Here is a 26039-nt window from a genome sequence, read left to right on the forward strand (position 1 = left end):
GGACCTTTCGTACTCTCAGAGAGTACGAAAGGTCCCCGCGTGCGTTCCGGGGAAAGCGGGGTTACTGCGTGGAACTGCCGGGCGTCACCCCTTGACGCGACCCTGTTCCTGCGATCGAGTGACACTCGAAAGTGCGGAATGGGCCGTGTGGGTGTCCCGCAGTACGGGAGATAACACCCCGATGGGGTGTCCGGCATGCGGCGAGCGGCCGTGGTGCCGGTAACCTTTCGCGGAGGAAAGTAGTCCCACCAATTGGGGACTGACACCTGGGAGGTGTGTGGATGCGGCTCGCAGTGATCCCAGGAGACGGGATCGGGCCCGAGGTCATCGCTGAGGCCCTGAAGGTCCTCAACGAGGTCGTTCCGGCGGCCGAGATCACTCGCTACGACCTCGGCGCGGCGCGCTGGCACGCCACGGGAGAGTTGTTGCCCGAGTCGGTGCTCGGTGAGCTCCGCCAGCACGACGCGATCCTGCTCGGAGCGGTAGGCGATCCGTCGGTGCCGAGCGGAATCCTGGAGCGCGGCCTGCTGCTGCGCCTCAGGTTCGAGCTCGACCACCACGTGAACCTCCGCCCCGCCCGTCTCTACCCCGGCGTCCGCAGCCCGCTCGCGGACCCGCCGGAGATCGACATGGTGGTGGTCCGCGAGGGCACCGAGGGCCCGTACGCGGGCAACGGTGGCCTGCTGCGCAAGGACACCCCGCACGAGATCGCCACGGAGGTGTCGCTCAACACGTCGTTCGGCGTGGAGCGCGTGGTCAGGGACGCCTTCGCGCGCGCCTCGGCCCGTCCGCGGCGGCACCTGACGCTGGTGCACAAGACGAACGTCCTCACGCACGCCGGCTCGCTGTGGTCGCGCGTGGTCGAGGAGGTCTCGTTGCAGCACCCGGACGTGACGGTGGCGTACCAGCACGTGGACGCGGCCACGATCCACCTGGTCACCGACCCCGCCCGGTACGACGTGATCGTGACGGACAACCTGTTCGGCGACATCCTGACCGACCTCGCCGCCGCCGTCACGGGCGGCATCGGCCTGGCCGCGTCGGGCAACATGGACGTGACGCGGCGCAACCCGTCGATGTTCGAGCCGGTCCACGGTTCGGCACCGGACATCGCGGGCCAGGGCATCGCCGACCCGACGGCCGCCGTGCTGTCGGTCGCGCTGCTGCTCGACCACCTCGGCGAGCACGAGGCGTCGCGCCGGATCGAGGCGTCCGTGGCGTTCGACCTGGCGACCCGCGACCACCAGTCGCCGGGCGCGACGTACGCGATCGGCGACCGCCTGGCCGCCCTCGTGTCCTCGAACGTCCGCACGGGCTGACCGTTGTAGTGCACGCGGGGAGCTTTCGTACTCTTGTAGAGCACGAAAGGTCCCCGCGTGACTTTCACAGCTGGGCGGTGGACTCGCGCCAGGCGCGCTCCTTCTGGATCCACTCGTTGTCCTGCGGGAACTCGTCGATCGTCGGCACGCGGCGGATCTCGGTCTTGAACCCGGGCCCGGCCATCGGCATCCGCTTCGCCCACTCGACCGCCTCCTGCAGCGAGGACACGTTGAGCAGGTAGAAGCCGCCGAACAGCTCCTTGGTCTCGCCGTACGGGCCGTCCGTCACGATCGCCGGTTCGGCGGAGAAGTCGACGACGACGCCCTCGGACGGGTCGGCGAGGCCCTCGGCGGCGAGCAGCACCCCGGCCCGGATCAGCTCGTCGTTGAACGCGCCCACGACCTCCAGCATCTTGTCGAAGTCGAGCTCGCCCATGTTCGCGTAGGCCTCGTCGGTGGCGCGCATGATCAGCATGTACTTCACGGTGGTCTCCCTGCGTTGTGCCCTGCTCGCTGACGTCCACAGGTCGAACGGGCACCCCGCCGGATCGACATCACAGCGGAGAAATTTTCGAACTTCCTGTTTGCGCAGGTAGGGTCACCCGAAGTCGTGCGTGGGGGAAGACCGGTCGAAGTCCGGCGCTGACCCGCAACGGTAGGTCCCCGGCCAGGGGACGAGCCCGAATGCCCGCACACGGCAGACATAGGACTCCAACTCCTGCCGTGGACTGCGGGAAGGGCACATGTGATCGGGAAGATCAGCGCGCTCGTCGGCGTGCTCGTCATCAGCATCGTGGCGGGCGTCGCGCTCGGCCCCGTCTCCGTCCCCTTCGGCGTCACCGCCGACCTGCTGTGGCAGGCGGTCACCGGCGGCACCGTGCCCGCCCACCTCGCCGGGCAGTACCACATCGTCTGGAACATCCGGCTGCCGCGCGTGCTGCTCGCCGCCGTCGTGGGCGCGGGGCTGAGCGCGGTCGGCGTCGCGATCCAGGCGATGGTCCGCAACGCGCTGGCCGACCCGTACGTGCTCGGCATCTCCTCGGGGGCGAGCGTGGGTGCCACGGCGGTCGCGACGATGGGGGTGCTGTCCGGGCTCGGCGTGTACGCGCTGTCGACGGGGGCGTTCCTCACCGGGCTCGGTGCCACCGCGCTCGTCTACCTCACCGCGCGGTCGAGCGGGGCGCTCACGCCGTTGCGGCTCGTGCTGACCGGCACCGCGCTCGCCTACGGGTTCTCGGCCGTGGCGATGCTGCTGGTGTTCCAGGCACCGCACGGGGAGGCGGCGCGGGCGGCGATGTTCTGGCTGCTCGGCAGCCTCGGCGGGGCGGACTGGAGGTCGTTGCCGGTCGCCACGGTCGTGACCGCGCTGGGCATCGCCTACCTGATGGCCAAGGCGCGGCCGTTGAACGCGCTGGCGATGGGCGATGAGACCGCCACCACGCTCGGGGTGAGGGTGAACCGGTTCCGCACGCACCTCTTCGTCGTCACCGCGGCCATGACCGGGGTGCTGGTGGCGGTCAGCGGGGCCGTCGGGTTCGTCGGGCTGATGCTGCCGCACCTCACGCGCATGGTCGTGGGCGCCGACCACCGCAAGGTGCTGGCCCTCGCACCGCTGGCCGGTGCCAGCTTCCTGGTGTGGGTGGACGTCGCCGCGCGGATGCTCGCCGCACCCGAGGAGCTGCCGCTCGGCGTCATCACGGCCGCGCTGGGCGTGCCGTGCTTCATCTTCCTGATGCGCCGCAGGGCGTACGTCTTCGGAGGCCGCTGATGCGCGTCGAGGTGCACGACGTCACCGTGCGGAACATCATCTCCGGCATCACGCTGCACGCCTGCGACGAGGTGGTCGGCATCGTCGGGCCGAACGGCAGCGGCAAGTCGACGACGTTGCGCTGCGTCTACCGGGCGCTGCGACCGGACGCCGGCGCGGTCCTGCTCGACGGCGAGAACGTCCACAGGCGACAGGGCCTCGCCCGCGACCTCTCCGCGCTGACCCAGGAGTCGCAGGTCGAGTTCGACTTCACCGTCACCGAGGTCGTGGAGATGGGCCGGCTGCCGCACGACCGCGACCCCGTGCGCGACGCCGCTGTCGTCGCCGATGCTCTGGCCACAGTGGACGTCGGACACCTCGCCGCCCGCAGCTTCCTCAGCCTTTCCGGCGGGGAGCGCCAGCGGGTGCTGATCGCCCGCGCCATCGCCCAGCAACCCCGCGTGCTCGTGCTCGACGAGCCGACCAACCACCTCGACATCCGCCACCAGCTCGACGTCCTCGCGCTCGCGCGGGGACTCGGCGTCACCGTCCTGACCGTGCTGCACGACCTCAACCTCGCCGCGTCGTACTGCGACCGCCTCTACGTCCTCGACGAGGGCCGGGTGGTCGCCTCCGGCACCCCGGCGGAGGTCCTCGTGCCCGAGCTCGTCGCCAAGGTCTTCCACGTCACCGCACACGTGGTCGCCCACCCCACGACAGGAGCCCCCCAGCTCCTGTTCGACCAGGAGGTCACCCCGTGAGAACCGCACTCGTCACCGCCGCCCTGCTGCTCGTCTCCGGGTGCGGCGCCACGGTCGCGCAGGACACCTCCGCGACCGAACCCGTCACCGTCACCAACTGCGGGCAGCAGGTGACCTACGACGAGGTCCCGTCCAAAGTGGTCACCAACGACACCGGCATCACCGAGCTGATGTTCGCGCTGGGCCTCAAGGACCGCATGGCCGGCTACGTCGTCAACGGCATCGACACCGTCGACGTGCGGACCTCGCCGTGGAAGGCCGACTTCGACAGCGCGAAGCACCTGTCCGACAAGATCTCCAAGGAGGTCGTGCAGGGCGCCAACGCCGACCTCGTGTTCGCCGGCTGGAACTACGGCTTCAGCGAGAGCACCGGCTTCACCCCGGACGCGTTGCGGCAGCTCGGGATCGCCACCTACCAGCTCACCGAGGCGTGCCGCAACGGCGTGGGCAAGCAGCGCGGCATCATGCCCGCCCTCGACGCGCTCTACACGGACCTGCGCAACCTCGGGAAGATCTTCCGGGTCGAGGCCAGGGCCGAGGAGCTGGTCAAGGGCTACCAGCAGCAGATCGAGAACGCCGGCAGGCTGATGGCCGGCAAGCCGCGGCCCAAGGTGTTCCTCTACGACAGCGGCCAGGACCAGCCGTTCACCTCCGGCAGGAACGCGGCCCCGCAGGACGTCATCTCCAAGGCCGGCGGCGACAACGTCTTCGGCGACCTCAACGACAGCTGGACCACGGTCAACTGGGAGGCCGTCGTGCAGCGCGACCCCGACGTCGTGCTCATCGTGGACTACGCCGACGGCGAGGCGAACACCCCGCAGGAGAAGCAGCGGTTCCTGGAGGGCTACGCACCGCTGCAGAACTCGCCGGCCGTGCGGAACAAGCGGTTCTACGCGCTGCCGTACGCCGCACTGGTCGAGTCGCCGCGCAACCCGGCCTCCATCGAGGCCTTCGCGCGGTACCTGTCCCAGGCGTGAACCCGTGACCAGATAGTGGGAGATTTCCTCCCGTCACTTGGTACGTCGTGCTGAGCTGTGGCAGCATCCCGGTCATGGCTCAGCACACCGCCATCATTATCGACGAGCGCGTCGGGTAGTCGCCGCCCCTGGCACCCGACGCGCAGACCTCTCGCATCCGCGGGGGGTCTTTTTGTTTGTCCTGGACAGGAGATGACCCGCGATGGCCGGCCCCGCCGACGAGTTCCACGTCTACGACACGACGTTGCGCGACGGCGCACAACGCGAGGGCATTTCGTACTCCGTCACGGACAAGCTCGCGGTCGCGCGGCTGCTGGACGGGCTCGGCGTCGGGTTCATCGAGGGCGGCTGGCCCGGCGCTCTGCCCAAGGACACGGAGTTCTTCGCCCGCGCGGCGGCGGGGGACCTGGAGCTCAAGCACGCCGAGCTGGTCGCGTTCGGCGCGACCCGCAGGGCCGGTGTGCGTGTGGAGGAAGACCCGCAGGTCAAGGCGTTGCTCGACTCCCAGGCACCGGTCGTCACGCTCGTGGCGAAGTCGGACCTGCGGCACATCGAGCGCGCGCTGCGCACCGACGCCGAGGAGAACCTGCGGATGGTGCGCGACACCGTCCGGTTCCTCAAGGACAACGGCCGGCGCGTCTTCCTCGACGCCGAGCACTTCTTCGACGGCTACGCCTTCTCCCCGGACACCGCGCTGCGCGTGCTGGAGTCCGCTGTGGAGGGTGGCGCCGACGTCGTCGTGCTGTGCGACACGAACGGCGGCCAGCTGCCGCTCGGCCTCGCCGAGACGGTCGCCGACGTCATCGCGAAGACCGGCTTCCGGGTGGGGATCCACTGCCAGGACGACACGTCCTGCGCCGTGGCGAACACCCTCGCCGCCGTCCAGGCAGGCGCGACGCACGTCCAGTGCACCGCCAACGGTTATGGCGAGCGAGCAGGCAACGCGGACCTGTTCGCCGTCGTGGGAAACCTCGTGACCAAGCTCGGCCTGGAGGTGCTCCCGACCGGGGCGCTGGCCGAGCTCACCCGTGTCTCCCATGCGTTGGCCGAGATCGCGAACATCGCACCCGACACCCACCAGGCCTACGTCGGGTCGTCAGCATTCGCCCACAAGGCGGGTCTGCACGCGAGCGCGATCAAGGTGGACCCGGAGCTGTACAACCACATCGATCCGGACACCGTCGGCAACGACATGCGGGTGCTGGTCACCGAGATGGCCGGTCGGGCGAGCCTCGAACTCAAGGGACGTGAGTTCGGGCTCGACCTGGCCGGCCGGGGGACCGAGGTCGGGACCGCGCTGAAGCGCGTGAAGGACCTGGAGGCGAAGGGCTGGTCGTTCGAGGCCGCCGACGCCTCCCTGGAGCTGCTGCTGCGCGGCGAGCTGTCCGAACTGGACACCCCGCCGTTCACCCTGGAGTCCTACCGGGTCGTGCTCGACCACCGCTCGGACGGCGAGATCGTGTCCGAGGCCACGGTCAAGGTGCACGTGGCGGGGGAGCGGGTCATCGCGACCGCCGAGGGCAACGGACCCGTGCACGCACTGGACGCGGCCCTGCGCAAGGCGTTGCTGCCGCACCTGTCCTGGTTGGACGCCGTCGAGCTGGCCGACTACAAGGTGCGCATCCTCACCGAACACCCCGGCACGGACGCGGTGACGCGCGTGCTGGTGGAGTCGACGGACGGCGAGCGCGAGTGGACGACCGTGGGGGTGCACGGGAACATCGTCGAGGCCTCCTGGCTTGCACTGTGCGACGCGTTGGTGCACAAGTCGATGCGTTCCGGCTCACACATCTAAGGTGTAGTACGTGCGTATTGCCAGGATCGCTCACCCGCAAGGCGTAGCTTTCGTCGCCGTTCACGGCGAGGAAGCCGCAGAGATCGCCGAACACCCCTTCGGCGAACCGACTTTCACCGGACGCAAGTGGCCCTTGGCCGACGTCAGGCTGCTCGCGCCCATCCTACCCACCAAGATCATCGGGGTCGGCCGGAACTACGCGGACCACGCGGCGGAGCTCGGCAACGAGGTCCCCGCGGAGCCGTTGATCTTCTTCAAGCCCAACACCTCGGTGGTCGGGCCGAACGTGGAGATCAAGCTTCCGGCCGCGTCCGAACGAGTGGACTTCGAAGGCGAGCTGGCCGTCATCATCGGCCAGCCGTGCCGGGACGTGTCCAGGGCCAAGGCCATGGGCGTGGTGATGGGCTACACCATCGCCAACGACGTCACGGCGCGCGACCTGCAGAAGAAGGACGTGCAGTTCACCCGTGCCAAGGGCTTTGACACCTTTTGCCCGATGGGTCCGTTCATCGAGACCGAGTTCGACCCGTCGGACGTCCGCGTCGTCACCGAGGTCGACGGGGAGGTCAAGCAAGACGGACGTACTTCCTCGATGGTGCACGACATCCCGTCGCTCATCGAGTACGTCTCTGCGGTCATGACGCTGCTGCCCGGCGACGTGATCCTCACCGGCACGCCCGCCGGCGTGGGACCGCTGAGGGCCGGACAGACGGTCTCCGTGACTGTGGACGGCCTTGGCACGCTCACCAATCCGGTGGCAAATAGGTAGCCGTACGGAGCAATCCGGCGTTCGGCAGGTTACGCACCGGGGTACCCGCTAGTAACTTCCCGGTGTCATGACGGACCCCGCGTCCACCCGCGTGCTGCTCGTCGACGGTTCACAGCTCCTCACCGAGGGGCTGCGGATCTCGCTGCACCGCACGCACTCCTTCCGCGTTGTGGGCATCGCCCACACCGTGGCCGATGCCGCGCGCTGCCTGCGCGGCGTGCCGGTGGACCTGGTCGTCACGGACTTCGACGTGCCGGGCGCCGGACCGCTGCGCACCGTGCGGGACACGGCGCAGTACCGGCCGGACGCCCGCGTCGTCGTGCTGTCCAATGCGGACAGTCCGAGCTGGGCCCGCGCCGCGCTGGACGCCGGCGCGGTCGCCTACCTGCTGAAGACCTCACCCGTGGCCGAGCTGCTGCCGCTGATCGCGGCCGCGGTGCGGGGTGCGCCCGCCACGATCGACGCACGGGTGGGGTCCTTCGCCCGGTTGCCCGCGCGGATGCCGCCGCCCGCCTCGCTCGGCCGGCTGTCGGCGCGGGAGTTCGACGTGCTGGCCGAGATGGCGAAGGGCATGGACAACGCCCGCATCGCCCAGCGGCTCTTCATCAGCAACGACACCGTGAAGACGCACGTGAAGGCGATCCTGCGCAAGCTCGGCGCCCGCGACCGGGCCCACGCCGTGGCGATGGTGCTCGGGGAGAGCTCCGAGGCGTTCGTCACGACCTGACGATGGTCTGCGGTGCCCTGCGCGCGAAGTCCGGCGCGTGCTCCGGACGTGGGCCGATGGCCACCAGGTAGGCCGGCACGGCCTGCAGGAACGGGAACCGCCGCGCCACCCGGAGCATGAACGGCGTGCCGGTGCTCGACACCGTCTCGGTGCTGTTGAGCTTGCGCCCGAGGAACAGCCGGTGGACGGCCCGCTGCATCGTCTGGACGACCACGGTGGGGAAGAGTCTGCGGCTCCGCACCTTCGCGAGCACGGCACCCGTGACCCCGCCCTGCCGCAACGGCTTCGCGAGCAGCGCGGCCGCCGCGACCGCGTCCTGGACGGCGAGGTTGATGCCGACGCCACCGACCGGCGACATCGCGTGCGCGGCGTCACCGATGCACAGCAGGCCGTCGACGTGCCAGCGCCGCAACCGGTCCAGCTTCACGTCGAGCAGCTTGACGTCGTCGAGGGTGGTCAGGTGCCCCACCCGGTCGGAGAGCCACGGCACGAGCGTGACGAGGCGGTCGCGGAACTTCTCCACGCCCTCCGCGCGCACCTGCTCATCGGTGCCCTTGCGGATCAGGAACGCGCACTGGAAGTACTCACCGCGCGGGATCAGCACCATGCCGCTGCCCGCGCTGAACCGGCCGGCACCGCCGCGGACCGGGTCGTCCTCGGTGCGCGGCAGCCGGAACCACCACACGTCCATCGGCGCGCCGAAGCGGTACACCGGCAGCTCCACGGCGTCGCGCAGGATCGAGCCGCGCCCGTCCGCCGCGACGACCAGGTCCGCGGCGATCTCGCCCTCGTGCCCGCCGGCCCGGTCCCGGTAGGTGACGCCGGTGACCCGGCCGCCGCTCCTGGTGATCCCGGTGACCTCGGTGCTCATCCGCAGGTGGAACCGCGGCTCCAGCCGGCCCGCGTCCGCGAGCAGGTCGAGGAAGTCCCACTGCGGCACCATCGCGATGTGCCGGTGGGCACCGGGAAGCCGGTTCAGGTCGGCGATCGTGGCCTTGCGGCCGCCGTCCAGCAGCACCTCGACCTCGTCGACCAGCTGGTGCGGCACCTGCTCGAAGGCAGGCCCCAGGCCCAGCTCGTCGAGCAGCGTCAGCGTCGACGCGTGCACGGTGTCACCGCGGAAGTCCCGCAGGAAGTCGGCGTGCTTCTCCAGCACCGTCACCTCGACGCCCCCGCGCGCCAGCAGCAACCCCAGCACCATTCCCGCGGGTCCGCCTCCGACGACGAGGCAGGTGGTCCTCTCCATGTCGATCCCCTCTTTTCAACCCTCGTTGAATAAATTCAGCATGCTCCTGATCGCCATGGCCGTCAAGCCGGTCGTGCTGTGGCGGGTGTCGCGCGGTCGCACCGCAGCTCGACAGTCCTCTGTGGACTGTCTGGTACCCCAGGCCCCGAAACCGTTGCGGCTGGTGCGATCCAGTGCGACTGGAGCTAAGGTGTCGCGCCGCTGGAACAACCGCCTTCCGAGTGGTGCCAGGGGTAGTCGAACAACACTCGTCCGGGCGATTGCATTCGGCGGCCGGACGAGTCTCACTGGTTCGTTCGGGGCCTCAAGGTCGGCTGGATCGAGCAAGGACCCACGGGAATCACCTCGTTAGCCGAATCGGGCGAGGGGCCCACGCACCTAACCTTCCTGGGTGACAACTGCGTCCCCGACTTTCACGCGTAAGAGAACCGGCGAGATCCGCGCTGTGTGCCTGGACGTCGACGACACACTTGTCGACTACAGCACCTCTTCGCGCGCCGCGTTGGCCTCGATGGTCGGTAACGCCGACGCCTGGTCGTTGTGGCAGCGGATCACCGACGACCACGTCTCCCGCCAGCTCGCCGGCGAGCTCCAGTACGAGCAGATGCGCAACATCCGCACCCAGGCCTTCTTCTCCGCCCTCGGCGAGGAGCTGTCGATCGAGGAGGCCACCCGCCGCGAGCTCGGCCGCCAGGCGGTCCTCTCGGCGGGCTGGTGCCTGTTCCCGGACGTCATCCCCATGCTCGACTGGCTGCGGGCCACCGGCCTGCCGATCGCCGCGATCAGCAACGCCTCCGGACGCCACCAGCGCGTGAAGATCGCCCAGCTCGGCCTTTCGCCGTACTTCGACGCCGTGCTCATCGCCGGCGAGGTCGGCTGCGCCAAGCCCGACCGCGTGATCTTCCACACCGCGTGCCTCGCACTGGGCGTCCCGCCCGGCGACACCGTGCACGTCGGCGACCGGCTGCACGCCGACGCCATCGGCGCCAGGGACGCCGGGATGCACGGCGTCTGGATCAACCGCACCGGCCCCACCGGCGGCACCCTGCCCACGGGCCTGTCGTCCATCACGACGCTGGCGGAACTGCCGGAGCTGCTCGTCTGCGAGCTCTCCGCCGCCACCGCCTGAGCGCTCCCCGAGACCGGCTCCCACCTGGGCTTTTGCCGTTAGGTGGGGGCCGATTTCACTTCTGGCGGGGACGTGGTCTAGTATTTCTCCCGGCAGCAACGAGGGCCTTCGGAACTCAGTGAGAACCGAAGACGATCGTGAGAGCCAATGGGGTATGGTGTAATTGGCAGCACGACTGATTCTGGTTCAGTTAGTCTAGGTTCGAGTCCTGGTACCCCAGCTGCTGAGAAGAAAATCGAGAGTGGTAAGCTCCCGATCGAGAATCTCGGCAAAGCAAGAAAACGAACTGAATAGCCCGGATTTGGAACCGGCAGAGCGATCTGATAAGGTTCCTCCAGGCAAGAAGTTCTAGGGCCCCGTCGTCTAGCGGCCTAGGACGCCGCCCTCTCAAGGCGGTAGCGAGGGTTCGAATCCCTTCGGGGCTACAGAGGTGGGAGAGGCCTGTCAGCGGAAAGCGCTGACAGGCCTCTTTCGCTTTGTCCTCTGGGGGCCGAGCCCCCAGACCCCCAGCCGGCGGGCTTCGCCCCCGGACCCCCCGTTGGGGTTCCCGTCGAGGAATGTGCGGGCTTCGCTTCGCTCGCCCCTTGGGTGACAAACAACGAAGGCAGACAGGGCATCGCTTCGCTCGCCCCCGATTAATGGGAGCGGTGGCGGGGTCTTATTAGTTTGGTGTGCAACAAAGCCCCCGCCTTGAGTAGCGGGGGCTTTGTGTGTGAGAGGGGTTACAGGCGGCTTTGGAGAGCTTCTGCGGCGGCCAGGAGGTCTGCTGCCCAGCGGGCGCCGGGGCGGCGGCCCATGCGGTCGATGGGGCCTGAGACGGAGACTGCGGCCACTACGGCGCCGGAGGAGTCTCTGACTGGAGCGGAGACTGAGGCGACGCCTGGTTCGCGTTCTGCGACGCTTTGCGCCCAGCCGCGGCGGCGGACCTCCAAGAGCGTGCGTTCGCCGTAGACGGCGTCCGCGAGGACCGCGCGCTGGGTACCGGGATCCGACCAGGCCGCCAGGACCTTCGCGCCCGAACCCGCCGTCATCGGCAGGCGGGCACCGATCGGCACGGTGTCGCGGAGACCCGACGGCGGCTCCGCCGACGAGACGCAGACGCGCTGCATGCCGTCACGGCGGTACAGCTGCACGCTCTCACCGGTGATGTCACGCAGCCGCGGCAACACCGAGGACGCCGCGTCCAGGAGCGGGTCCGTCGCACCACCCGCCAACTCCGCCAGCGCCGCACCCGGACGCCAACGGCCGTCAGAGCCCCGGCGCAGCAGGCGGTGCACCTCCAGGCCCACGGCCAAGCGGTGCGCTGTTGCTCGCGGAAGGCCGGTGCGATTGCACAACTCAGCCAGGCCGCACGGATCTTTTGCCACGGCGTTCAACACGGCCACTGCCTTGTCCAGCACGCCGATCCCGCTATGCTGTCCCACAAGCCGATACTAACTTCCCAGACAGTGAGAAGTCCAGATCTGTCGGCACGTCCAGACTGTGGGAGATGTCGCGATGAGCCGCACGCTCGCGGAGAAGGTGTGGGAGGCACACGTTGTGCGCCACGGCAGTGGCGCGGAGCCGGACCTGCTCTACATCGACCTCCACCTGCTGCACGAAGTAACCAGCCCCCAGGCGTTCGACGGGCTGCGCCTCGCCGACAGGAAGCTGCGCAGGCCCGACCTCACGATCGCCACCGAGGACCACAACGTCCCGACCGTCGACATCGACAAGCCGATCGCGGACCCCGTGTCGCGCCTGCAGGTCGAGACGCTTCGCCGCAACTGCGCGGAGTTCGGCGTGCGGCTGCACCCGATGGGCGACCTGGAGCAGGGCATCGTGCACGTGGTCGGCCCGCAGCTCGGCCTCACGCAGCCCGGCATGACGGTCGTGTGCGGTGACAGCCACACGTCCACGCACGGCGCGTTCGGCGCGCTGGCGTTCGGCATCGGCACGTCCGAGGTCGAGCACGTGATGGCGACGCAGACGTTGCCCCTTCGTCCGTTCAAGACGATGGCGATCAACGTCGAGGGAGCGCTCAAGCCGGGCGTCACGGCGAAGGACGTCATCCTCGCCGTCATCGCGAAGATCGGTACCGGTGGCGGGCAGGGCTACGTCCTGGAGTACCGCGGCGCCGCCATCGAGGACCTGTCGATGGAAGCGCGCATGACGGTCTGCAACATGTCGATCGAGGCGGGCGCCCGCGCCGGCATGATCGCGCCGGACGACACGACCTTCGACTACCTGGAGGGCCGCCCGCACGCACCGTCCGGCGCGGACTGGGACAAGGCCGTCGAGTACTGGCGGACGCTGCGCACCGACGACGACGCCACCTTCGACGCCGAGGTGACGATCGACGCCGACGAGCTCACGCCGTTCGTGACGTGGGGGACCAACCCCGGTCAGGGCCTGCCGCTCGGCGCGAGCGTTCCCGACCCGGAGGCCATCGCCGACGAGAACGAGCGCGTGGCCGCCGAGAAGGCGCTGTCGTACATGGGCCTGGAGCCCGGCATGCCGCTGCGCGACATCCGGGTGGACACCGTCTTCCTCGGCTCGTGCACGAACGGGCGCATCGAGGACCTGCGGGCCGCCGCGGACGTCATCAAGGGCAAGCGCGTCGCCTCCGGGGTGCGGATGCTCGTCGTGCCCGGTTCGATGCGGGTGCGCAGGCAGGCCGAGGACGAGGGCCTGGACAAGGTGTTCCTGGACGCGGGCGCCGAGTGGCGGCAGGCCGGCTGCTCGATGTGCCTTGGCATGAACCCGGATCAGCTCGCCCCCGGCGAGCGCAGCGCCTCGACCTCCAACCGCAACTTCGAGGGCAGGCAGGGCAAGGGCGGCCGCACGCACCTCGTGTCCCCGCTCGTGGCGGCTGCGACGGCCGTGCGCGGCACCCTGTCGGCCCCCGCAGACCTGGAGAACTGACCATGGACGCCTTCACCACCCACACCGGCGTCGGTGTGCCGCTGCGCAGGTCCAACGTGGACACCGACCAGATCATCCCGGCCGTCTACCTCAAGCGCGTGACCCGCAGCGGGTTCGAGGACGGCCTCTTCGCCGCCTGGCGCGGTGACGAGCACTTCATCCTCAACCAGGAGCCGTTCCGGGCCGGCAGCGTGCTCGTGGCCGGCCCCGACTTCGGCACCGGCTCCTCCCGCGAGCACGCCGTCTGGGCGTTGATGGACTACGGCTTCCGGGTGGTCGTCTCGTCCCGGTTCGCCGACATCTTCCGGGGCAACGCGGGCAAGCAGGGCCTCGTCGCCGCCCAGTGCTCCCAGTCCGATGTCGAGCTGCTGTGGAAGCTGCTCGAGTCGGAACCCGGCACCCCGGTCACCGTCGACCTCACCGACAAGACCGTCCGCGCCAAGGACTTGGTGGCGCCCTTCGAGATCGACGACTACACCCGCTGGCGGCTTCTGGAAGGCCTCGACGACATCGCTTTGACACTGCGCCACGAGGCCGAGATCAGCGATTTCGAGGGCAATCGCCAGACTTGGTTGCCCACAACGGATCCGCTTCCGGCGGTCTGAGAGGGGGCCGGATTCTCCCCTTGAGAGGGGCGAATCCGGCGCCCGGAGTCCCTCGAAGGGGCGCAATTAGCCACGCCACAACGAAAATTTTGGCGTGGCGATTGGTATTTCCCGCGATTTGGGCCTACCGTTGCGTTCTAGTCGGCCCGAGCTAGGGCCGTGAGCGTCCTGGGAGGGACTGAAGGTGAACAAGGCCCAGCTCATCGAGGCGCTCGCCGAGCGCCTCGGAGACAAGAAGACTGCCGGTGCTGCTGTTGACGGTCTCGTCGATGTGATCGTGCGAAGCGTCAACAAGGGCGAGAAGGTCAACATCACGGGCTTCGGCGTCTTCGAGAAGCGTGCCCGCGCGGCTCGCACTGCGCGCAACCCGCGCACCGGCGAGACCGTGAAGGTCAAGAAGACCAACGTGCCCGCGTTCCGGCCCGGCTCGACGTTCAAGGACGTCATCAGCGGTGCGAAGAAGCTGCCGAAGGCCGTTGCGGCCAAGGCCGCCGCGAAGCCCGCCGCCGCCGCTGCCACCGCGAAGCCCGCGGCCACCAAGGCTCCGGCGACCAAGGCCGCGACGACCCGCGCGACCACGACGCGCACGCGCACGGCCGCGGCCGCCACCAAGGCGCCCGCGACCCGTCGCACCACCACCACGGCCGCCGCGGCGAAGACCACGGCTGCCAAGGCGCCCGCGAAGGCACCCGCCACCAAGGCCGCCGCCGCCACGAAGACGACGGCTGCGAAGACGACGGCTGCCAAGGCCACCCCGGCCAAGAAGGCACCCGCCGCCAAGACGACGGCCGCGGCGAAGCCCGCTGCCAAGACGACGGCCGCGGCCAAGCCGGCTGCTCGCAAGACGGCTGCCAAGAAGAAGTGAGACGGGCCTCCCGGAGAGGAGGCTGCGTCACTTCAGCATCATGCGAAAGGCCCCGGTGTGCGCACACCGGGGCCTTCGTGTTCGCCGGTGCGGGCCGGAACCGGCGCTGAGTTCGCAGGCGTGAGCTCGCGGCGCGGATGGCGCCGCCAATCTCCATTCCGCCAATACAAATAACGCTCGGCCCTTCCGAACGCACCCCCGCACAAGCGAAACCGCCGCCTTCCCGGCCCACTCAGTTGCCGGAGGCGAACTTTCGTCGGGCGAGAAGACGGCGGCGGTGCGAGCGCGGCCGGAACGGTCTCAGGGACGGGGCAGCGGCGAGGCCAGGTAATGCGCCGACACCAGCGTTGGCCAGCGCGAAGGCGCGTCCGAAGTGGACCAGGAGCCGAACGGGCGGGTGAAGGCGAGCACCCAGGTGCTGCCCTTCTTGCACGGGACCTCCGGCAGCCGCAGACCCCCGAGCTCGGCCAGCGTCTGCACCAGGGACGGGATCACCCCGCCCTGCGACGACACCACGGCCCTGCCTTCGTCAGCCGCGACCTCCAGCAGCCGCACCAGCCCCGCCTCCGGGTCGGGCCAGTAGCCCTCCTCGGACAGCCGCGGCTCCTCGACCACCTCCACGTCCAGGTCCGCGGCCACACCCCGCACGGTGTCCGCACAGCGCACCCGAGGGGCCGTGTGCACGCGCGTGGGCGCCCACAGGGGCAGCAGCGCTCGCAACGCCTTGGCCTGCCGCCACCCGGCGTCGGAGAGCGGCCTGAGGTCGTCGTCGCCCTCCCACTCGGACCGCTTGCCGGCCTTCGCGTGCCGCACCAGCAGCACCAGCAGCAGGTCCGCGGGCAGCCGCGCGAACTCGGCCAGCACCAGCCGGTCCGGTTCGTAGGTCAGCAGCGCGGTGGCCTCGGCGACCGGCAGCCAGCGCAGCTCGTCGACCTCGTCGTTGACCGCGAAGGACCCCGACACGGCCTCGGCCGCGTAGTAGTCGACCGTCTTCGGCACGCCCTTGACGTCGTAGGAGACCTGCTTCAGGTGCCGGCCGAGCACGCACGCGTACCCGGTCTCCTCGGCGATCTCCCGCACGGCGCACTGCGGGATGGTCTCCCCGTCGTCGAGCTTCCCCTTGGGCAACGACCAGTCGTCATAACGCGTGCGGTGGACCAGCGCGACCTCGACGTCCCCGTCGGCGTCGCGCCAGAGCACCGCACCGGCAGCTCTGATCACCCAAGGGCTCCGTGCTCGTGCAGCAGTTCCATTTGGTGGTCGCGCACGGACGTGCCGTCCGAGGGCGATGGTTCCCATTCTCCGTCGGCGCGCAGCACCCAGCAGCGGGTGTGCGGGTCCAATGCCGAGACGAAGATGTTCGAAAGCTGGTTCGTGAGCCGCGGATCGGTCACGCGAACGGCGACCTCGACGCGCCGGTCGAGATTCCGGTGCATCATGTCCGCGCTGCCGATCCAGAACTCGTCGCAGCCGACGAACTGGAAGATGCGCGAGTGCTCCAGGAACCGGCCGAGGATCGACCGCACGTTGATGTTCTCGGACAACCCCTTGATGCCGGGTTTGAGGCCGCAGATCCCGCGCACCACCACGTCGACCGGCACACCGGCCTGCGACGCGCGGTACAGGGCGTCGATGACCTGCTCGTCCACGAGCGAGTTCACCTTGATGCGCACACCGGACGGACGGCCCGCCTGCGCGTGCTCGATCTCCAGGTTGATGCGCTCCACGATGCCCTTGCGCACGCCGTAGGGCGCGACCAGCAGCGAGCGGTACTCGTCCTGGCGCGCGTACCCGGTCAGCACGTTGAACAGGTCCGTGAGGTCCGCGCCGATCGTCGGCTCCGCGGTGAGGATGCCGACGTCCTCGTACAGCCGCGCCGTCTTCGGGTTGTAGTTGCCGGTGCCGATGTGGCAGTAGCGGCGGATCGTCGAGCCCTCCTGGCGCACCACCAGCGAGGTCTTGCAGTGCGTCTTCAGGCCCACCAGGCCGTACACCACGTGCACGCCCGCCTTCTCCAGCGTGCGGGCCCACTTGATGTTCGCCTGCTCGTCGAAGCGCGCCTTGATCTCCACCAGCGCCACGACCTGCTTGCCCGCCTCGGCCGCGTCGATCAGCGCGTCCACGATGGGCGAGTCGCCGGAGGTGCGGTACAGCGTCTGCTTGATGGCGAGCACGTACGGGTCGGCCGCCGCCTGCTCGATGAAGCGCTGCACGGACGTGGAGAACGAGTCGTACGGGTGGTGCACGAGGACGTCGCCCTCGCGCAGCGTCGCGAACACGCTCTTCGGCGTCTCCCGCTCACCGAACGCCGGGTGCGTCGCCGGCACGAACGCCGGGTCCTTCAACGTCTTGCGGTCGATGCCGTAGAGCTGCCACAGGCACGACAGGTCGAGCAGCCCCGGCACGGTCACGACGTCGTGCGGGTCGACCTCCATCTCCCGCAGCAGCAGTTCGAGCATGTGCTCGGTCATGTCGTCGGCCACCTCGAGGCGCACCGGCGGGCCGAAGCGGCGCCGCGCGAGCTCGCGTTCCAGCGCCTGCAACAGGTCCTCGTCGCGGTCCTCCTCGACCTCCAGGTCCGCGTTGCGGGTCACCCGGAAGGCGTGGCACTCGATGACCTGCATGCCGGCGAACAGCTCGCCCAGGTGCGCGGCGATCAGCTCCTCCAGCGGCAGGAACGTCGCCGACGACGAGGACCGGTCCGACTCGACCCGCACCAGGCGCGGCACGTTGTCCGGCACCTTCACGCGGGCGAAGCGCTCGCCGCCGCCCTGCGGGTCGCGCACGGTCACGGCGAGGTTCAGCGACAGCCCCGAGATGTACGGGAACGGGTGAGCGGGGTCGACGGCCAGCGGCGTGAGCACCGGGAAGACCTGTTCGCTGAAGTAGTTCGAGAGCCGCAGCCGGTCGTAGTCCGTGAGGTCGCCCCACGTCACGATGCTGATCCGGTGCTCCTCCAGACCGGGCCTGATGTGGTCGAGGAACGCGCGGGCGTGCTGCTCCACCAGTTCCTGCGAGCGCTTTGAGATGGCCACCAGCTGCTCGAGCGGCGTGAGCCCGTCCGCGCTGCGCACCGTGAGACCGGTCTCCGCCCGCCGCTTCAGCCCGGCGACCCTGACCATGTAGAACTCGTCGAGGTTCGAGGCGAAGATGGCGAGGAACTTCGCCCGCTCCAGCAGCGGCTGCGAGGAGTCCTCCGCCAGCGCGAGCACCCGCGAGTTGAAGTCCAACCAGGACAGTTCCCGGTTGAGGTAGCGGTCGTCGGGCAGGTCGGTCGGCAGCGCGCTCGACGTCACGGCGGGCGGTGCGGAGGGAACACCCCGCACCGGCGTCGCCACCGGCTGCGCGGGCTGGGTCTTGCGCCGCGGTGGGTTGGACGCCCGCCTCGTGGCCGCGCGCGGCTGCTTGCGCGTGGTCGCCTCGGGCGGGGTCTCCGCCGCCTTGCTCCGCGTGGCTCGACGCCGGGGAGGTGTCGGCTTGCCGTCAGTGTTCTCCGTGCTCACGCCCCGCATTGTTCCGCACTATCGGCGTGAGCGCCCCCGCCGAGAACGTCCGACCGGTGAACTCCTCGTCACAGAACAGGCGGCCGGACGGCCGTCACGACGCCGCCGGCATCGCGTTCGAGCGTCACCCGCTGACCAGGGCGCAGCATCCGCCAGCCACCCGCCGCGACCGCTTCCGCGCTCACGTCGAGCAGAACGCCGTCGTCCCGCAGCACCACCGCGGAACCATCACCGTCAAACGTGGACACCGTCGCCTGCACGGAGCAGAACGATAGACGTCCGGACCCGACCGGCCGAACCGGTGCGCCGCCGGGCCGGCGTGGAGACCGGCCTCGCGACGTCCGACGTCACCGAACCGGACCAGCCGGAACGCCTGTTGATGTTGAGTTGGTGGTACTTGCAGATGCCGGCAGAGCCAGGGGGGAACTTGGGGCGTCGAAGGCACAACATCGTGTCTGCTGTGGACCCGGCCGGACTCGGGGTGCTGCCCACCGGCACGTCCGCGTGCATCAACGGGTGCTCGTTCCTGTGGACGGCGGGGTTGGGCAGGTCGGACGCCAAGACCGGCCCGCGAGCACCCGCCGGGTTCGCCGCCCTGCGGGGCACGAGCCGGATCGGCCGGGGAGAGCGACCGGGAACCCGTGCCGCTCGCCCCGAACCCGTTCTACGGCTGAGCCTGCCCGATGGTCGCCAACCGCGCCGACTCCGGCGACTGCGGAGCGGGGGCCTGCGGAGCGCCCTGCTGAGGCACGTCCGCCTCCTGGACGCGCCGGCGGGCGATCACCCGGCGGCCGAGGTTGATCATCGGGATCTCGACCGCGCGGTACAGGACGCTCGCCAGCGCCAGCCCCAGCGCGGTGACCGCCACGGCCTGCCCGGTGCCGGACAGCTCGGGCCAGAAGAACCAGATGACCGTCGCCGCGACCGTCTGCACGAGGTAGAGCGAGTACGACCGCTCACCCACGAACTGCATGGGCCGGGTGGACAGCAGGGTCGTGACCGGTCCCGGCGAGACCAGCGCGGCGAGCAGGACCGCGGTCGCCACCGCGTAGACGGGGATGACCAGGACGTGACCGGGGATGCCCGCCAGCCCGTCGAGGAACGCGGCCATCGGCTTCACGGCCAGGTGCACGCCGGCGAATCCGATCGGGACGACGAGCTGCGCCGCGCGGTTCGTCAGCGGCCGCAGCACCGCGAAGCCGAGCGGGCTGTGCAGCGCGACGGCCAGCAGCACGCCGGTGAGGATCGAGAAGTAGTGCAGCGGCCAGCCGGGGTTGCCGTGGCCCACCGTGAAGTTGACCGCGACGAGCGCGAGCAGCATGCCCAGCAGCGCGGCACCGGCGCGGCGGCGCAGCACGACGGTGCCCAGCGCGATCGCCACCAACGGCCAGACCAGGTAGAACTTCTGCTCGATGCCCAACGACCACGACTGGCCGTACGGGCTGTTGTCGGCGAACTCGTTGGTGAACGTGAGGAAGTACTTGAGCGACGGGCCGATCCCGTTGCTCGTGAACGTGCCGTAGAGCGCCGAGCTGACCGCGGCGACCGCCAGCACCACCAGGTACACCGGCATGATCCGGAAGGCCCGGCGCAGGTAGAACTCCTTGAGCGAGATCCGGCCGGTCCTGCGTTCCTCGCGCAGCATCAGCGTGGTGATGAGGAAACCGCTGAGGACGAAGAACATCTGGACACCGGCCCAGCCCTGCAACCAGTCGGGGCCGCCGTAGTGGAAGAACACGACGAGCACGGCGGCGATGGCGCGCAGGCCGTCGAGAGCGGGAAAGCGGCGCAACGCCAGGTAGTCGGCGTGCGTCAACGAAGACAACTCAGAACACCTCGGGAACGCGTCGGGGAACACGACGTCGGGGGCACGTCGCCAGGGGGGTTACTTCGGGGGATACGGATGTAAAGGTGCTGAGGGTTCCCGTTGCGTTGCTCGGAGTAACTGATTCGTGGCGTTCGTCACGGTGTCAGCAGGCGGGCAGTGCGGACAGCGCCGACAGGGGAGCGGCGGCCGCCACGTCGCGGCCGCGCCGGGTGAGCGCGCCGCCGTGGACCTCCAGCCAGTAGTCGTCCTCGGTCGTGTGCACGGTGGTGCCGCTGCGGACGTCCGTGACGTACGAGGACTCCGAGCGCCACGACACGAAGTCGCCGCTGACGCGCGGGAGCACGATGCCCTCCGTCTTCGGCACCGCCTCGATCTCGGCGATCCTGCGCGGCCGCGGCCAGTCCGCCCGCCAGGCGAACAGCTCGTCCTCCTGCGCCCACGCGAGGGTCCGGCCGTCCGAGGCCACGTCACCGCGGGGTGCCGCCGTCGCCAGCGGCTCCGGGACCACCGCCTCGCCGCGGTCGGTCCGCACCGCGCGGAACCTCCCGTCCTGCGTCCAGACGAGCATGTCGCCGAAGAACGCCGGCGACGTGCCCTTGCCGACGACGGTGTCCTTCTTCTTCGCGAGGTCGTGCAGGTGGACCTCGCCGGCGTCCGACCACGCGGCCTTGCCGTTGTGCAGCACGGGAGCGCTGCGGCCCGCGAGCTCGACGGGTGCGCCGTCCCTCTGGGAGTCCCAGGCGTAGATCGTGAGGTCGCGGCTCTCCTGGCCGGGCGCGGTCGCGAACGTGACCCAGCGGCCGTCGAACTCGACGTCCGAGATCTGCGCGTCGTCCTGCGCCGCCATGACCTGCTGGCGCTTGCTCCGGTCGCGCAGCACGAGCTCGGTGGTGCGGTTGCGCTTGGTCTTCACCAGCGTCGTGCCCGCGGTGCCGTCGGCGGCGACGACGCTCACGTGTTCGTGCGAACCCACCTCGGTCCCGTTGCGGGACAGCTGGTCCTTCCAGTCCGCGGGCAGCTCCGCGCGGCACGACAGCAGCTTGCTCGGTGCGGTGTACCCGTCCGGCCGGTCCAGGTGCAGTGCCGTGGCGCAGCCGGCGACGGCGGTGAGCACCGCCAGTCCGATCAGAGTTCGCATTGGTCCCCAAGGTCGTGGATCACCTCCGAGGACGCGTGTGAGCCGCTCAGGTTGTCCAGGCGGGCAAGGCGTTCGCGGTGTGCCGGCCCAGCCCGAGGGTCCGCGCCAGCCGCAGGTCCTCCTCCGTGTCCACGTCGCAGCGCAGCGACGGCCACGGTCCGGCCAGCGCGACCGCGCCGGACCGCTCGTGCAGCCCGGCGGAGCCGGCGCCGAAGCGCGGGTCGAGCTCACCACCGGGTGCGGCGAGCAGCAGCGTCGTGCCGGTGCCCTGGCGGTCGGGGACGAACGCGCGCCTGCCGTCGGCGGCGACCAGCGCCGCTTGCAGCTCGCCGGACCGCAACGCGGGCAGGTCGGCCTGCAGCGCCCCGATCCGGTGCGACCGCAGCGACCGGGCGCCGTGCAGCAGCGCCTCGTTGAGACCGGGCTCGGGCGGCTCCGGCAGCGCCGCGACGCCGAGCGCGGCCATCTCCGCGGCCACCGCCGGGTCGGATGTGACGGTGACCACGCGCCGGACACCGGGGGTGGCCAGAGCGGCGCTCACGGTGTCGAGGGCGAGCGCCAGCGCCAGCGCCGCGTGCGACACCGGATCGCCGCCGGTGGCACTGCTCAGCCTGGTCTTGGCCCTGTCCAGCGTCTTGACCGGAACCACGAGGTCGACTTCATCCCGCACCTCGTCATAGTCCACGATCTGGCGACTAATGTGCGCATGGGCGCAGATCTACGCAGGTGAGGAGAGGCCACGTGGCCAAACGGGAGAAGGGCGGCTTCTGGGTCGGTGTCGCCGCGGCGATCGTCTACCCGATGTCGTTCGTGCTGGGCAGGCACCGGATCCTGCACAAGGACCGCATCCCGCGCCAAGGTGCGGCCCTGCTCGTGATGAACCACATCTCGCACCTCGACCCGTGCTACGACGCCGTGTTCGTGCACCGCAGCTACCGGGTGCCGCACTTCCTCGCCAAGCACAGCCTGTGGAACGTGCCGGTCATGGGCTCGATCCTCAAGGGCGCGAAGCAGATCCCGGTCTACCGCGGCACCTCCGACGCCCAGCAGAGCCTGCGGGCGGCGCACGAGGCGCTGGAGAACGGCCAGGTGGTGGTGATCTACCCGGAGGGCACGATCACCAGGGACCCCGACGGCTGGCCCGCGAACTCGCGCACCGGCGTGGCGCGGCTGGCGCTGCAGCACGACGGCCCGGTCATCCCGGTCGCCCGCTGGGGCACCCTCGACCTCTACAACCACTACCAGCGCAAGTTCCGGCCGTTCCCGCGCAAGACGATCACCCACCTCGTCGGTGAGCCGGTCGACCTGTCCGCCTACCGCGGCAAGGAGGAGACGCTGCCGTTGCTGCGGGAGGTCACCGACCTGCTGATGGGCAGCGTCAAGGACCGCCTCGCCGAGATCCGCCAGGAGCAGGCGCCGGCGGGCTTCTACGGACCGAGGAAGGCCTGACATGGCAATCGAACGTGTCGCGGTGCTCGGCGCCGGTTCGTGGGGCACGACCTTCGCGAAGGTCGTCGCCGACTCCGGTCCCGAGGTCGTGCTGTGGGCGCGCCGGCAGCAGGTGGCCGACGAGATCACCGAGACCCGCGTGAACTCCGGGTACCTGCCGGGCATCTCGCTGCCCGCGAACCTGGCGGCGACCGCGGACCCGGCCAAGGCGCTCGACGGTGCCGACGCGGTGGTGCTGGCCACGCCGTCGCAGACGCTGCGGGTGAACCTGTCGGCGTGGAAGGAGCTGCTGCCGCCGGACGCGACGCTCGTGTCGCTGTCCAAGGGCGTGGAGCTGGGCACGCTCAAGCGGATGAGCGAGGTGATCAGCGAGGTCGCCGGTGCCGACCCCGCGCAGGTCGCCGTCGTGTCCGGACCGAACCTGGCCAAGGAGATCGCCGTCGGGCAGCCGACCGCGACCGTCATCGCGTGCACCGACCACGACCGCGCGGTCGACCTGCAGCACGCGTGCTCGAACTCGTACTTCCGCCCGTACACCAACACCGACGTGATCGGCTGCGAGCTCGGCGGGGCGTGCAAGAACGTCATCGCGCTGGCGTGCGGCATGGCGGCGGGCCTGGGCTACGGCGACAACACGATGGCGTCGATCATCACCCGCGGGCTCGCCGAGACCGCGCGGCTCGGTGCGGCGCTGGGCGCGGACCCGCTGACCTTCGCCGGGCTGGCCGGGCTGGGCGACCTGGTGGCGACCTGCGCGTCGCCGTTGTCGCGCAACCGGACCTTCGGCGAGCGGCTGGGCAAGGGCGAGACGCTGGAGCAGGCCCAGGAGGCCGCGCACGGCCAGGTCGCCGAGGGCGTGAAGTCGTGCTCGTCGATCCGCGAGCTGGCCCGCGCCAACGGCGTCGACATGCCGATCACCGAAGGCGTGCACATGGTGTGCCACGACGGGCTGAGCGCGCGTGACCTCGGTGCCGCACTGCTGGGACGAGACAGGAAGCACGAGCGCCAGTGAACGAGACCTTCGGTGACGGCACGCGCGTCGTGCACGCGGTGCAGGGTTCCCCCGGCGAACCGTTCGGCGCGCAGCCGGTGTTCGCGTCGGCGTACCACCTCGGTGGCGACGACTTCTACGGTCGCGTCAGCAACCCGACCTGGCGGGCGCTGGAGAACGCGCTCGGGTCGCTGGAGGGCGGGGAGTGCGTCATCTTCCCGTCCGGCATGGCCGCGATCATGACGTTGCTGCGCACGGTGCTGTCCGCGGGGGACACGCTGGCGGTGCCGTCGGACGGCTACTTCCTCACCAGGCGCGTGGTGTCCGAAATGGACGTCAACGTCGTCGAGGTGCCCACGGCCGGGCCGTACCCGTCGTTCGAGGGCGTCACGCTCGTGCTGCTGGAGACGCCGTCGAACCCCGGTCTCGACGTGTGCGACATCGCGGAGCTGGCCGCCGCGGCGCACGCGGCGGGCGCGCTGCTGGCCGTGGACAACACGACGGCGACCCCGCTGGGGCAGCGGCCGCTGGAGCTGGGCGCGGACGTCGTGGTGGCGTCGGACTCCAAGGCGGTGTCCGGGCACAGCGACGTCCTCTTCGGACACGTGACGCTCGCCTCCGCCGAGCTGGCCGAGAGGGTGCGGACCGCGCGGACGTCGAACGGTGCCATCCCCGGACCGTTCGAGACGTGGCTCGCGCTGCGCGGCCTGGCGACGCTCGACCTGCGGCTCGCGCGGCAGGCGGAGAACGCGGCGGCGCTCCACGAACTGCTGAAGGGCCGTGTGAGGGGACTGCGGTGGCCGGGTGCGCCGGAGGACCCCGCGCACCCGGTGGCGGCGCGGCAGATGCGGCGGTTCAACGGCGTGCTCACGTTCGAGCTGGAGTCGGCGGAGGCGGTGGACGAGTTCCTGTCACGCCTTCGGGTGGTGTCGGCGGCGACGTCGTTCGGCGGCCTGCACTCCACGGCCGACCGGCGCGCCCAGTTCGGCGACCCCGTTTCCCCAGGTCTCGTGCGTTTCTCGGCCGGCTGTGAGGACACGCGGGACCTGGTCGCGGACGTGTCCCACGCGCTGGGACTGGATTGACGGAGGGTCCCGGCTCCGGGACCCTCTCCCACATGTCCTCCCGCGTTCTGTGTTGTACCTGGCGATAGTCCCGCGTCCTCTTTTCGCGCATTCGCCATGGTTAGGACAGTTCTTCCCATGTTCGCCGTTCCCGAGAACACCGTCGTGCTCCCCGAGAGCTCCGCGCTGCTGCACCCCGTCCGGGTGGCGCTGGCGGTCGCCGCCGACCGCTCCCGGTGGGCCCACCTGCTGCGCTACGACCCGGAGGAGCGCTTCTCGACGCTGGTGGAGAAGACCGCCGACCAGGAGATCTGGCTCATGAGCTGGCTCCCCGGTCAGACGGCCTCCCTGCACGACCACGCCGTGACCACCGGTGCGTTCACCGTGGTCAGCGGCGTGCTCACCGAGGTCGTGACGACGAAGATCCAGGTCGTGCACACGCTGCACACCGGTCAGTCGCGCGTGTGGGGCCCCGGCTACGTGCACCACGTGCGCAACGACGGCGTCGACCCGGCCGTGTCGGTCCACGTGTACCGGCACGGTTCGCGCGCCATGACCCCGTACCGCTACGACCCGGTCAACGGCCCCGTGCGCTGACGTGCGGCGGGACGGGCTTGTCCGTCTCGTGCGGCACCGGCGCGCCCCACGTCGTGACGAGCGGCATGTGCCCGCCCCACACCAGGTTCGCCGCCAGGTCCTCCGGGTCCTCGCCGGGTCCGCCGTCGCGCACCTTCACGCTGGCCTCGGTCAGGTCGAGTTCCAGCGCGACCGTCGCGGCCAGCTCCTTCCGGTTGGGCCGGCGCGCGTAGTCCCAGCTGCCAGGGGTGACGTGCTCGACGATGACCTTGAGCGCGTGCTCGGGGTCCTCGGCGACCCGCGCGGTGCCGTGGATGATCGCCGACCGGTAGTTCATCGAGTGGTGGAACACCGAGCGCGAGTAGACGACGCCGTCGACGAGCGTGACCGACACGCACACCGGCTTGCCCTCCAGCATGCTCCTGATGGACCGTGAGCCCGTCGAGCCGTGCAGGAAGATCCGGTTGCCGTCCCGCCCGTACGCGGTGGGGATGAGGAACGGGGCGCCGTCGACCTCCACGGCGAGGTGGCACACCAGTCCGGCGTCGAGGATGTCGTAGAGCACCCGGCGGTCTTCGACCGCTCTCTTCTTGCCGCGGACGACGGTGCTGCGCGGGGTGGGGGAGAGCTGCACGTCAGTGGTCAT

The 26039-nt window shown here is 70.1% G+C and carries 25 protein-coding genes, 2 tRNA genes and 1 riboswitch; of the genes, 17 read left to right on the forward strand and 10 right to left on the reverse strand.

What is annotated here, in order from left to right:
* Positions 1–281: 281 nt before the first annotated feature.
* Positions 282–1319: a 3-isopropylmalate dehydrogenase gene (locus ACZ7CD_RS09850; RefSeq protein ID WP_360391230.1), complete on the forward strand. Its 1038-nt coding sequence runs from the start codon at positions 282–284 to the stop codon at positions 1317–1319.
* A 64-nt stretch (positions 1320–1383) separates the two neighbouring features.
* On the opposite strand, the gene ACZ7CD_RS09855 is transcribed toward ACZ7CD_RS09850, so the two are convergent.
* Positions 1384–1803 (reverse strand): YciI family protein, encoded by a 420-nt coding sequence (locus ACZ7CD_RS09855; protein ID WP_360391227.1) that lies wholly within the window; start codon positions 1801–1803, stop codon positions 1384–1386.
* Between the two features lie 83 nt (positions 1804–1886).
* Positions 1887–2029, forward strand: a riboswitch (cobalamin riboswitch).
* Positions 2030–2064: 35 nt separating this feature from the next.
* On the opposite strand from ACZ7CD_RS09855, the gene ACZ7CD_RS09860 reads away from it, so the two are divergent.
* From ACZ7CD_RS09860 to ACZ7CD_RS09885, 6 genes are all read left to right on the forward strand, one after another.
* Entirely contained in the window at positions 2065–3087 is a 1023-nt protein-coding gene (locus ACZ7CD_RS09860) for a FecCD family ABC transporter permease (protein WP_470378753.1), read from the forward strand.
* The gene (locus ACZ7CD_RS09865) at positions 3087–3827 is read left to right on the forward strand and encodes an ABC transporter ATP-binding protein (protein ID WP_470378754.1); all 741 of its coding nucleotides are present in this window, start codon (positions 3087–3089) and stop codon (positions 3825–3827) included. Before ACZ7CD_RS09860 ends, ACZ7CD_RS09865 begins: the two co-directional genes overlap by 1 nt.
* Complete coding sequence (locus ACZ7CD_RS09870; protein ID WP_470378755.1) at positions 3824–4804, forward strand: ABC transporter substrate-binding protein; 981 nt, start codon at positions 3824–3826, stop codon at positions 4802–4804. The genes ACZ7CD_RS09865 and ACZ7CD_RS09870 overlap by 4 nt, the downstream gene beginning before the upstream one ends.
* A 202-nt stretch (positions 4805–5006) precedes the next feature.
* Positions 5007–6599, forward strand: a complete 1593-nt coding sequence (cimA, locus tag ACZ7CD_RS09875; protein WP_360391215.1) for a citramalate synthase — start codon at positions 5007–5009, stop codon at positions 6597–6599.
* A gap of 10 nt (positions 6600–6609) precedes the next feature.
* Entirely contained in the window at positions 6610–7368 is a 759-nt protein-coding gene (locus ACZ7CD_RS09880) for a fumarylacetoacetate hydrolase family protein (RefSeq protein WP_360391212.1), read from the forward strand.
* A gap of 67 nt (positions 7369–7435) precedes the next feature.
* Positions 7436–8095 carry a response regulator transcription factor gene (locus tag ACZ7CD_RS09885; protein WP_360391209.1) on the forward strand — a complete coding sequence of 220 codons (660 nt, stop codon included), beginning with the start codon at positions 7436–7438 and terminating at the stop codon, positions 8093–8095.
* Here ACZ7CD_RS09885 and ACZ7CD_RS09890 read toward each other — a convergent pair.
* Entirely contained in the window at positions 8085–9341 is a 1257-nt protein-coding gene (locus tag ACZ7CD_RS09890; protein WP_360391206.1) for an FAD-dependent oxidoreductase, read from the reverse strand. The two genes, ACZ7CD_RS09885 and ACZ7CD_RS09890, sit on opposite strands and share 11 nt — an antisense overlap.
* 391 nt (positions 9342–9732) lie before the next feature.
* On the opposite strand from ACZ7CD_RS09890, the gene ACZ7CD_RS09895 reads away from it, so the two are divergent.
* The 3 genes from ACZ7CD_RS09895 (at position 9733) to ACZ7CD_RS09905 (ending at position 10895) form a co-directional block, all read left to right on the forward strand.
* Entirely contained in the window at positions 9733–10470 is a 738-nt protein-coding gene (locus ACZ7CD_RS09895) for an HAD family hydrolase (protein ID WP_360391203.1), read from the forward strand.
* Between the two features lie 148 nt (positions 10471–10618).
* Positions 10619–10690: transfer RNA gene (locus ACZ7CD_RS09900), tRNA-Gln, on the forward strand.
* Between the two features lie 132 nt (positions 10691–10822).
* Positions 10823–10895: transfer RNA gene (locus ACZ7CD_RS09905), tRNA-Glu, on the forward strand.
* Between the two features lie 297 nt (positions 10896–11192).
* Here ACZ7CD_RS09905 and ACZ7CD_RS09910 read toward each other — a convergent pair.
* Positions 11193–11894 carry an IclR family transcriptional regulator gene (locus ACZ7CD_RS09910; protein ID WP_053736944.1) on the reverse strand — a complete coding sequence of 234 codons (702 nt, stop codon included), beginning with the start codon at positions 11892–11894 and terminating at the stop codon, positions 11193–11195.
* A 73-nt stretch (positions 11895–11967) separates the two neighbouring features.
* Between ACZ7CD_RS09910 and leuC the strand changes: the two genes are divergently transcribed.
* The 3 genes from leuC to ACZ7CD_RS09925 all read left to right on the forward strand — a co-directional run bounded on the left by leuC (position 11968) and on the right by ACZ7CD_RS09925 (position 14844).
* Positions 11968–13374, forward strand: coding sequence for a 3-isopropylmalate dehydratase large subunit (gene leuC / locus ACZ7CD_RS09915; protein WP_360391200.1), 1407 nt, complete (start codon positions 11968–11970; stop codon positions 13372–13374).
* A gap of 2 nt (positions 13375–13376) precedes the next feature.
* Positions 13377–13979, forward strand: coding sequence for a 3-isopropylmalate dehydratase small subunit (gene leuD, locus ACZ7CD_RS09920; protein WP_360391197.1), 603 nt, complete (start codon positions 13377–13379; stop codon positions 13977–13979).
* 184 nt (positions 13980–14163) lie between these two features.
* Positions 14164–14844 (forward strand): HU family DNA-binding protein, encoded by a 681-nt coding sequence (locus ACZ7CD_RS09925; protein ID WP_360391194.1) that lies wholly within the window; start codon positions 14164–14166, stop codon positions 14842–14844.
* A 300-nt stretch (positions 14845–15144) separates the two neighbouring features.
* On the opposite strand, the gene ACZ7CD_RS09930 is transcribed toward ACZ7CD_RS09925, so the two are convergent.
* The 6 genes from ACZ7CD_RS09930 to cofC form a co-directional block, all read right to left on the reverse strand.
* Positions 15145–16062 carry an NUDIX hydrolase gene (locus ACZ7CD_RS09930; RefSeq protein ID WP_360391512.1) on the reverse strand — a complete coding sequence of 306 codons (918 nt, stop codon included), beginning with the start codon at positions 16060–16062 and terminating at the stop codon, positions 15145–15147.
* Positions 16062–18356: an RNA degradosome polyphosphate kinase gene (locus ACZ7CD_RS09935; protein ID WP_360391191.1), complete on the reverse strand. Its 2295-nt coding sequence runs from the start codon at positions 18354–18356 to the stop codon at positions 16062–16064. The genes ACZ7CD_RS09930 and ACZ7CD_RS09935 overlap by 1 nt, the downstream gene beginning before the upstream one ends.
* A 59-nt stretch (positions 18357–18415) precedes the next feature.
* A complete protein-coding gene (locus tag ACZ7CD_RS09940; RefSeq protein ID WP_360391188.1) occupies positions 18416–18595 on the reverse strand; it encodes a hypothetical protein in 180 nt (59 codons plus the stop codon).
* A gap of 416 nt (positions 18596–19011) precedes the next feature.
* On the reverse strand, positions 19012–20172 hold the full coding sequence (locus ACZ7CD_RS09945; protein ID WP_470370808.1) for an acyltransferase family protein: 1161 nt from the start codon (positions 20170–20172) through the stop codon (positions 19012–19014).
* Positions 20173–20317: 145 nt separating this feature from the next.
* Complete coding sequence (locus ACZ7CD_RS09950; protein ID WP_470378756.1) at positions 20318–21313, reverse strand: hypothetical protein; 996 nt, start codon at positions 21311–21313, stop codon at positions 20318–20320.
* 46 nt (positions 21314–21359) lie between these two features.
* A complete protein-coding gene (cofC, locus tag ACZ7CD_RS09955) occupies positions 21360–21983 on the reverse strand; it encodes a 2-phospho-L-lactate guanylyltransferase (RefSeq protein ID WP_470370807.1) in 624 nt (207 codons plus the stop codon).
* A gap of 71 nt (positions 21984–22054) precedes the next feature.
* Here cofC and ACZ7CD_RS09960 point away from each other — a divergent pair, with 71 nt between their 5' ends.
* From ACZ7CD_RS09960 to ACZ7CD_RS09975, 4 genes are all read left to right on the forward strand, one after another.
* A complete protein-coding gene (locus tag ACZ7CD_RS09960) occupies positions 22055–22762 on the forward strand; it encodes a lysophospholipid acyltransferase family protein (protein ID WP_360391176.1) in 708 nt (235 codons plus the stop codon).
* A gap of 1 nt (position 22763) precedes the next feature.
* Entirely contained in the window at positions 22764–23774 is a 1011-nt protein-coding gene (locus ACZ7CD_RS09965) for an NAD(P)H-dependent glycerol-3-phosphate dehydrogenase (RefSeq protein WP_360391173.1), read from the forward strand.
* The gene (locus ACZ7CD_RS09970; protein WP_360391170.1) at positions 23771–24838 is read left to right on the forward strand and encodes a cystathionine gamma-lyase; all 1068 of its coding nucleotides are present in this window, start codon (positions 23771–23773) and stop codon (positions 24836–24838) included. The genes ACZ7CD_RS09965 and ACZ7CD_RS09970 overlap by 4 nt, the downstream gene beginning before the upstream one ends.
* A gap of 117 nt (positions 24839–24955) precedes the next feature.
* Complete coding sequence (locus ACZ7CD_RS09975) at positions 24956–25414, forward strand: cysteine dioxygenase (RefSeq protein ID WP_360391168.1); 459 nt, start codon at positions 24956–24958, stop codon at positions 25412–25414.
* Here the strand turns inward: ACZ7CD_RS09975 and ACZ7CD_RS09980 are convergent.
* Positions 25395–26039, reverse strand: coding sequence for a pyridoxamine 5'-phosphate oxidase family protein (locus tag ACZ7CD_RS09980; RefSeq protein ID WP_470378757.1), 645 nt, complete (start codon positions 26037–26039; stop codon positions 25395–25397). The two genes, ACZ7CD_RS09975 and ACZ7CD_RS09980, sit on opposite strands and share 20 nt — an antisense overlap.

This window comes from Lentzea sp. NPDC036949 (assembly GCF_055608075.1).

What these genes read in the sequence shown, in the direction of transcription:
- leuC (WP_360391200.1), top strand. Translation starts at nt 11,968, where the DNA reads ATGAGCCGCACGCTCGCGGAGAAGGTGTGGGAGGCACACGTTGTGCGC.
- ACZ7CD_RS09950 (WP_470378756.1), bottom strand. Translation starts at nt 21,313, where the DNA reads ATGCGAACTCTGATCGGACTGGCGGTGCTCACCGCCGTCGCCGGCTGC.
- ACZ7CD_RS09975 (WP_360391168.1), top strand. Translation starts at nt 24,956, where the DNA reads ATGTTCGCCGTTCCCGAGAACACCGTCGTGCTCCCCGAGAGCTCCGCG.
- ACZ7CD_RS09935 (WP_360391191.1), bottom strand. Translation starts at nt 18,356, where the DNA reads ATGCGGGGCGTGAGCACGGAGAACACTGACGGCAAGCCGACACCTCCC.
- ACZ7CD_RS09865 (WP_470378754.1), top strand. Translation starts at nt 3,087, where the DNA reads ATGCGCGTCGAGGTGCACGACGTCACCGTGCGGAACATCATCTCCGGC.
- ACZ7CD_RS09850 (WP_360391230.1), top strand. Translation starts at nt 282, where the DNA reads ATGCGGCTCGCAGTGATCCCAGGAGACGGGATCGGGCCCGAGGTCATC.
- ACZ7CD_RS09980 (WP_470378757.1), bottom strand. Translation starts at nt 26,039, where the DNA reads ATGACCACTGACGTGCAGCTCTCCCCCACCCCGCGCAGCACCGTCGTC.
- ACZ7CD_RS09965 (WP_360391173.1), top strand. Translation starts at nt 22,764, where the DNA reads ATGGCAATCGAACGTGTCGCGGTGCTCGGCGCCGGTTCGTGGGGCACG.
- ACZ7CD_RS09885 (WP_360391209.1), top strand. Translation starts at nt 7,436, where the DNA reads ATGACGGACCCCGCGTCCACCCGCGTGCTGCTCGTCGACGGTTCACAG.
- cimA (WP_360391215.1), top strand. Translation starts at nt 5,007, where the DNA reads ATGGCCGGCCCCGCCGACGAGTTCCACGTCTACGACACGACGTTGCGC.
- ACZ7CD_RS09890 (WP_360391206.1), bottom strand. Translation starts at nt 9,341, where the DNA reads ATGGAGAGGACCACCTGCCTCGTCGTCGGAGGCGGACCCGCGGGAATG.
- leuD (WP_360391197.1), top strand. Translation starts at nt 13,377, where the DNA reads ATGGACGCCTTCACCACCCACACCGGCGTCGGTGTGCCGCTGCGCAGG.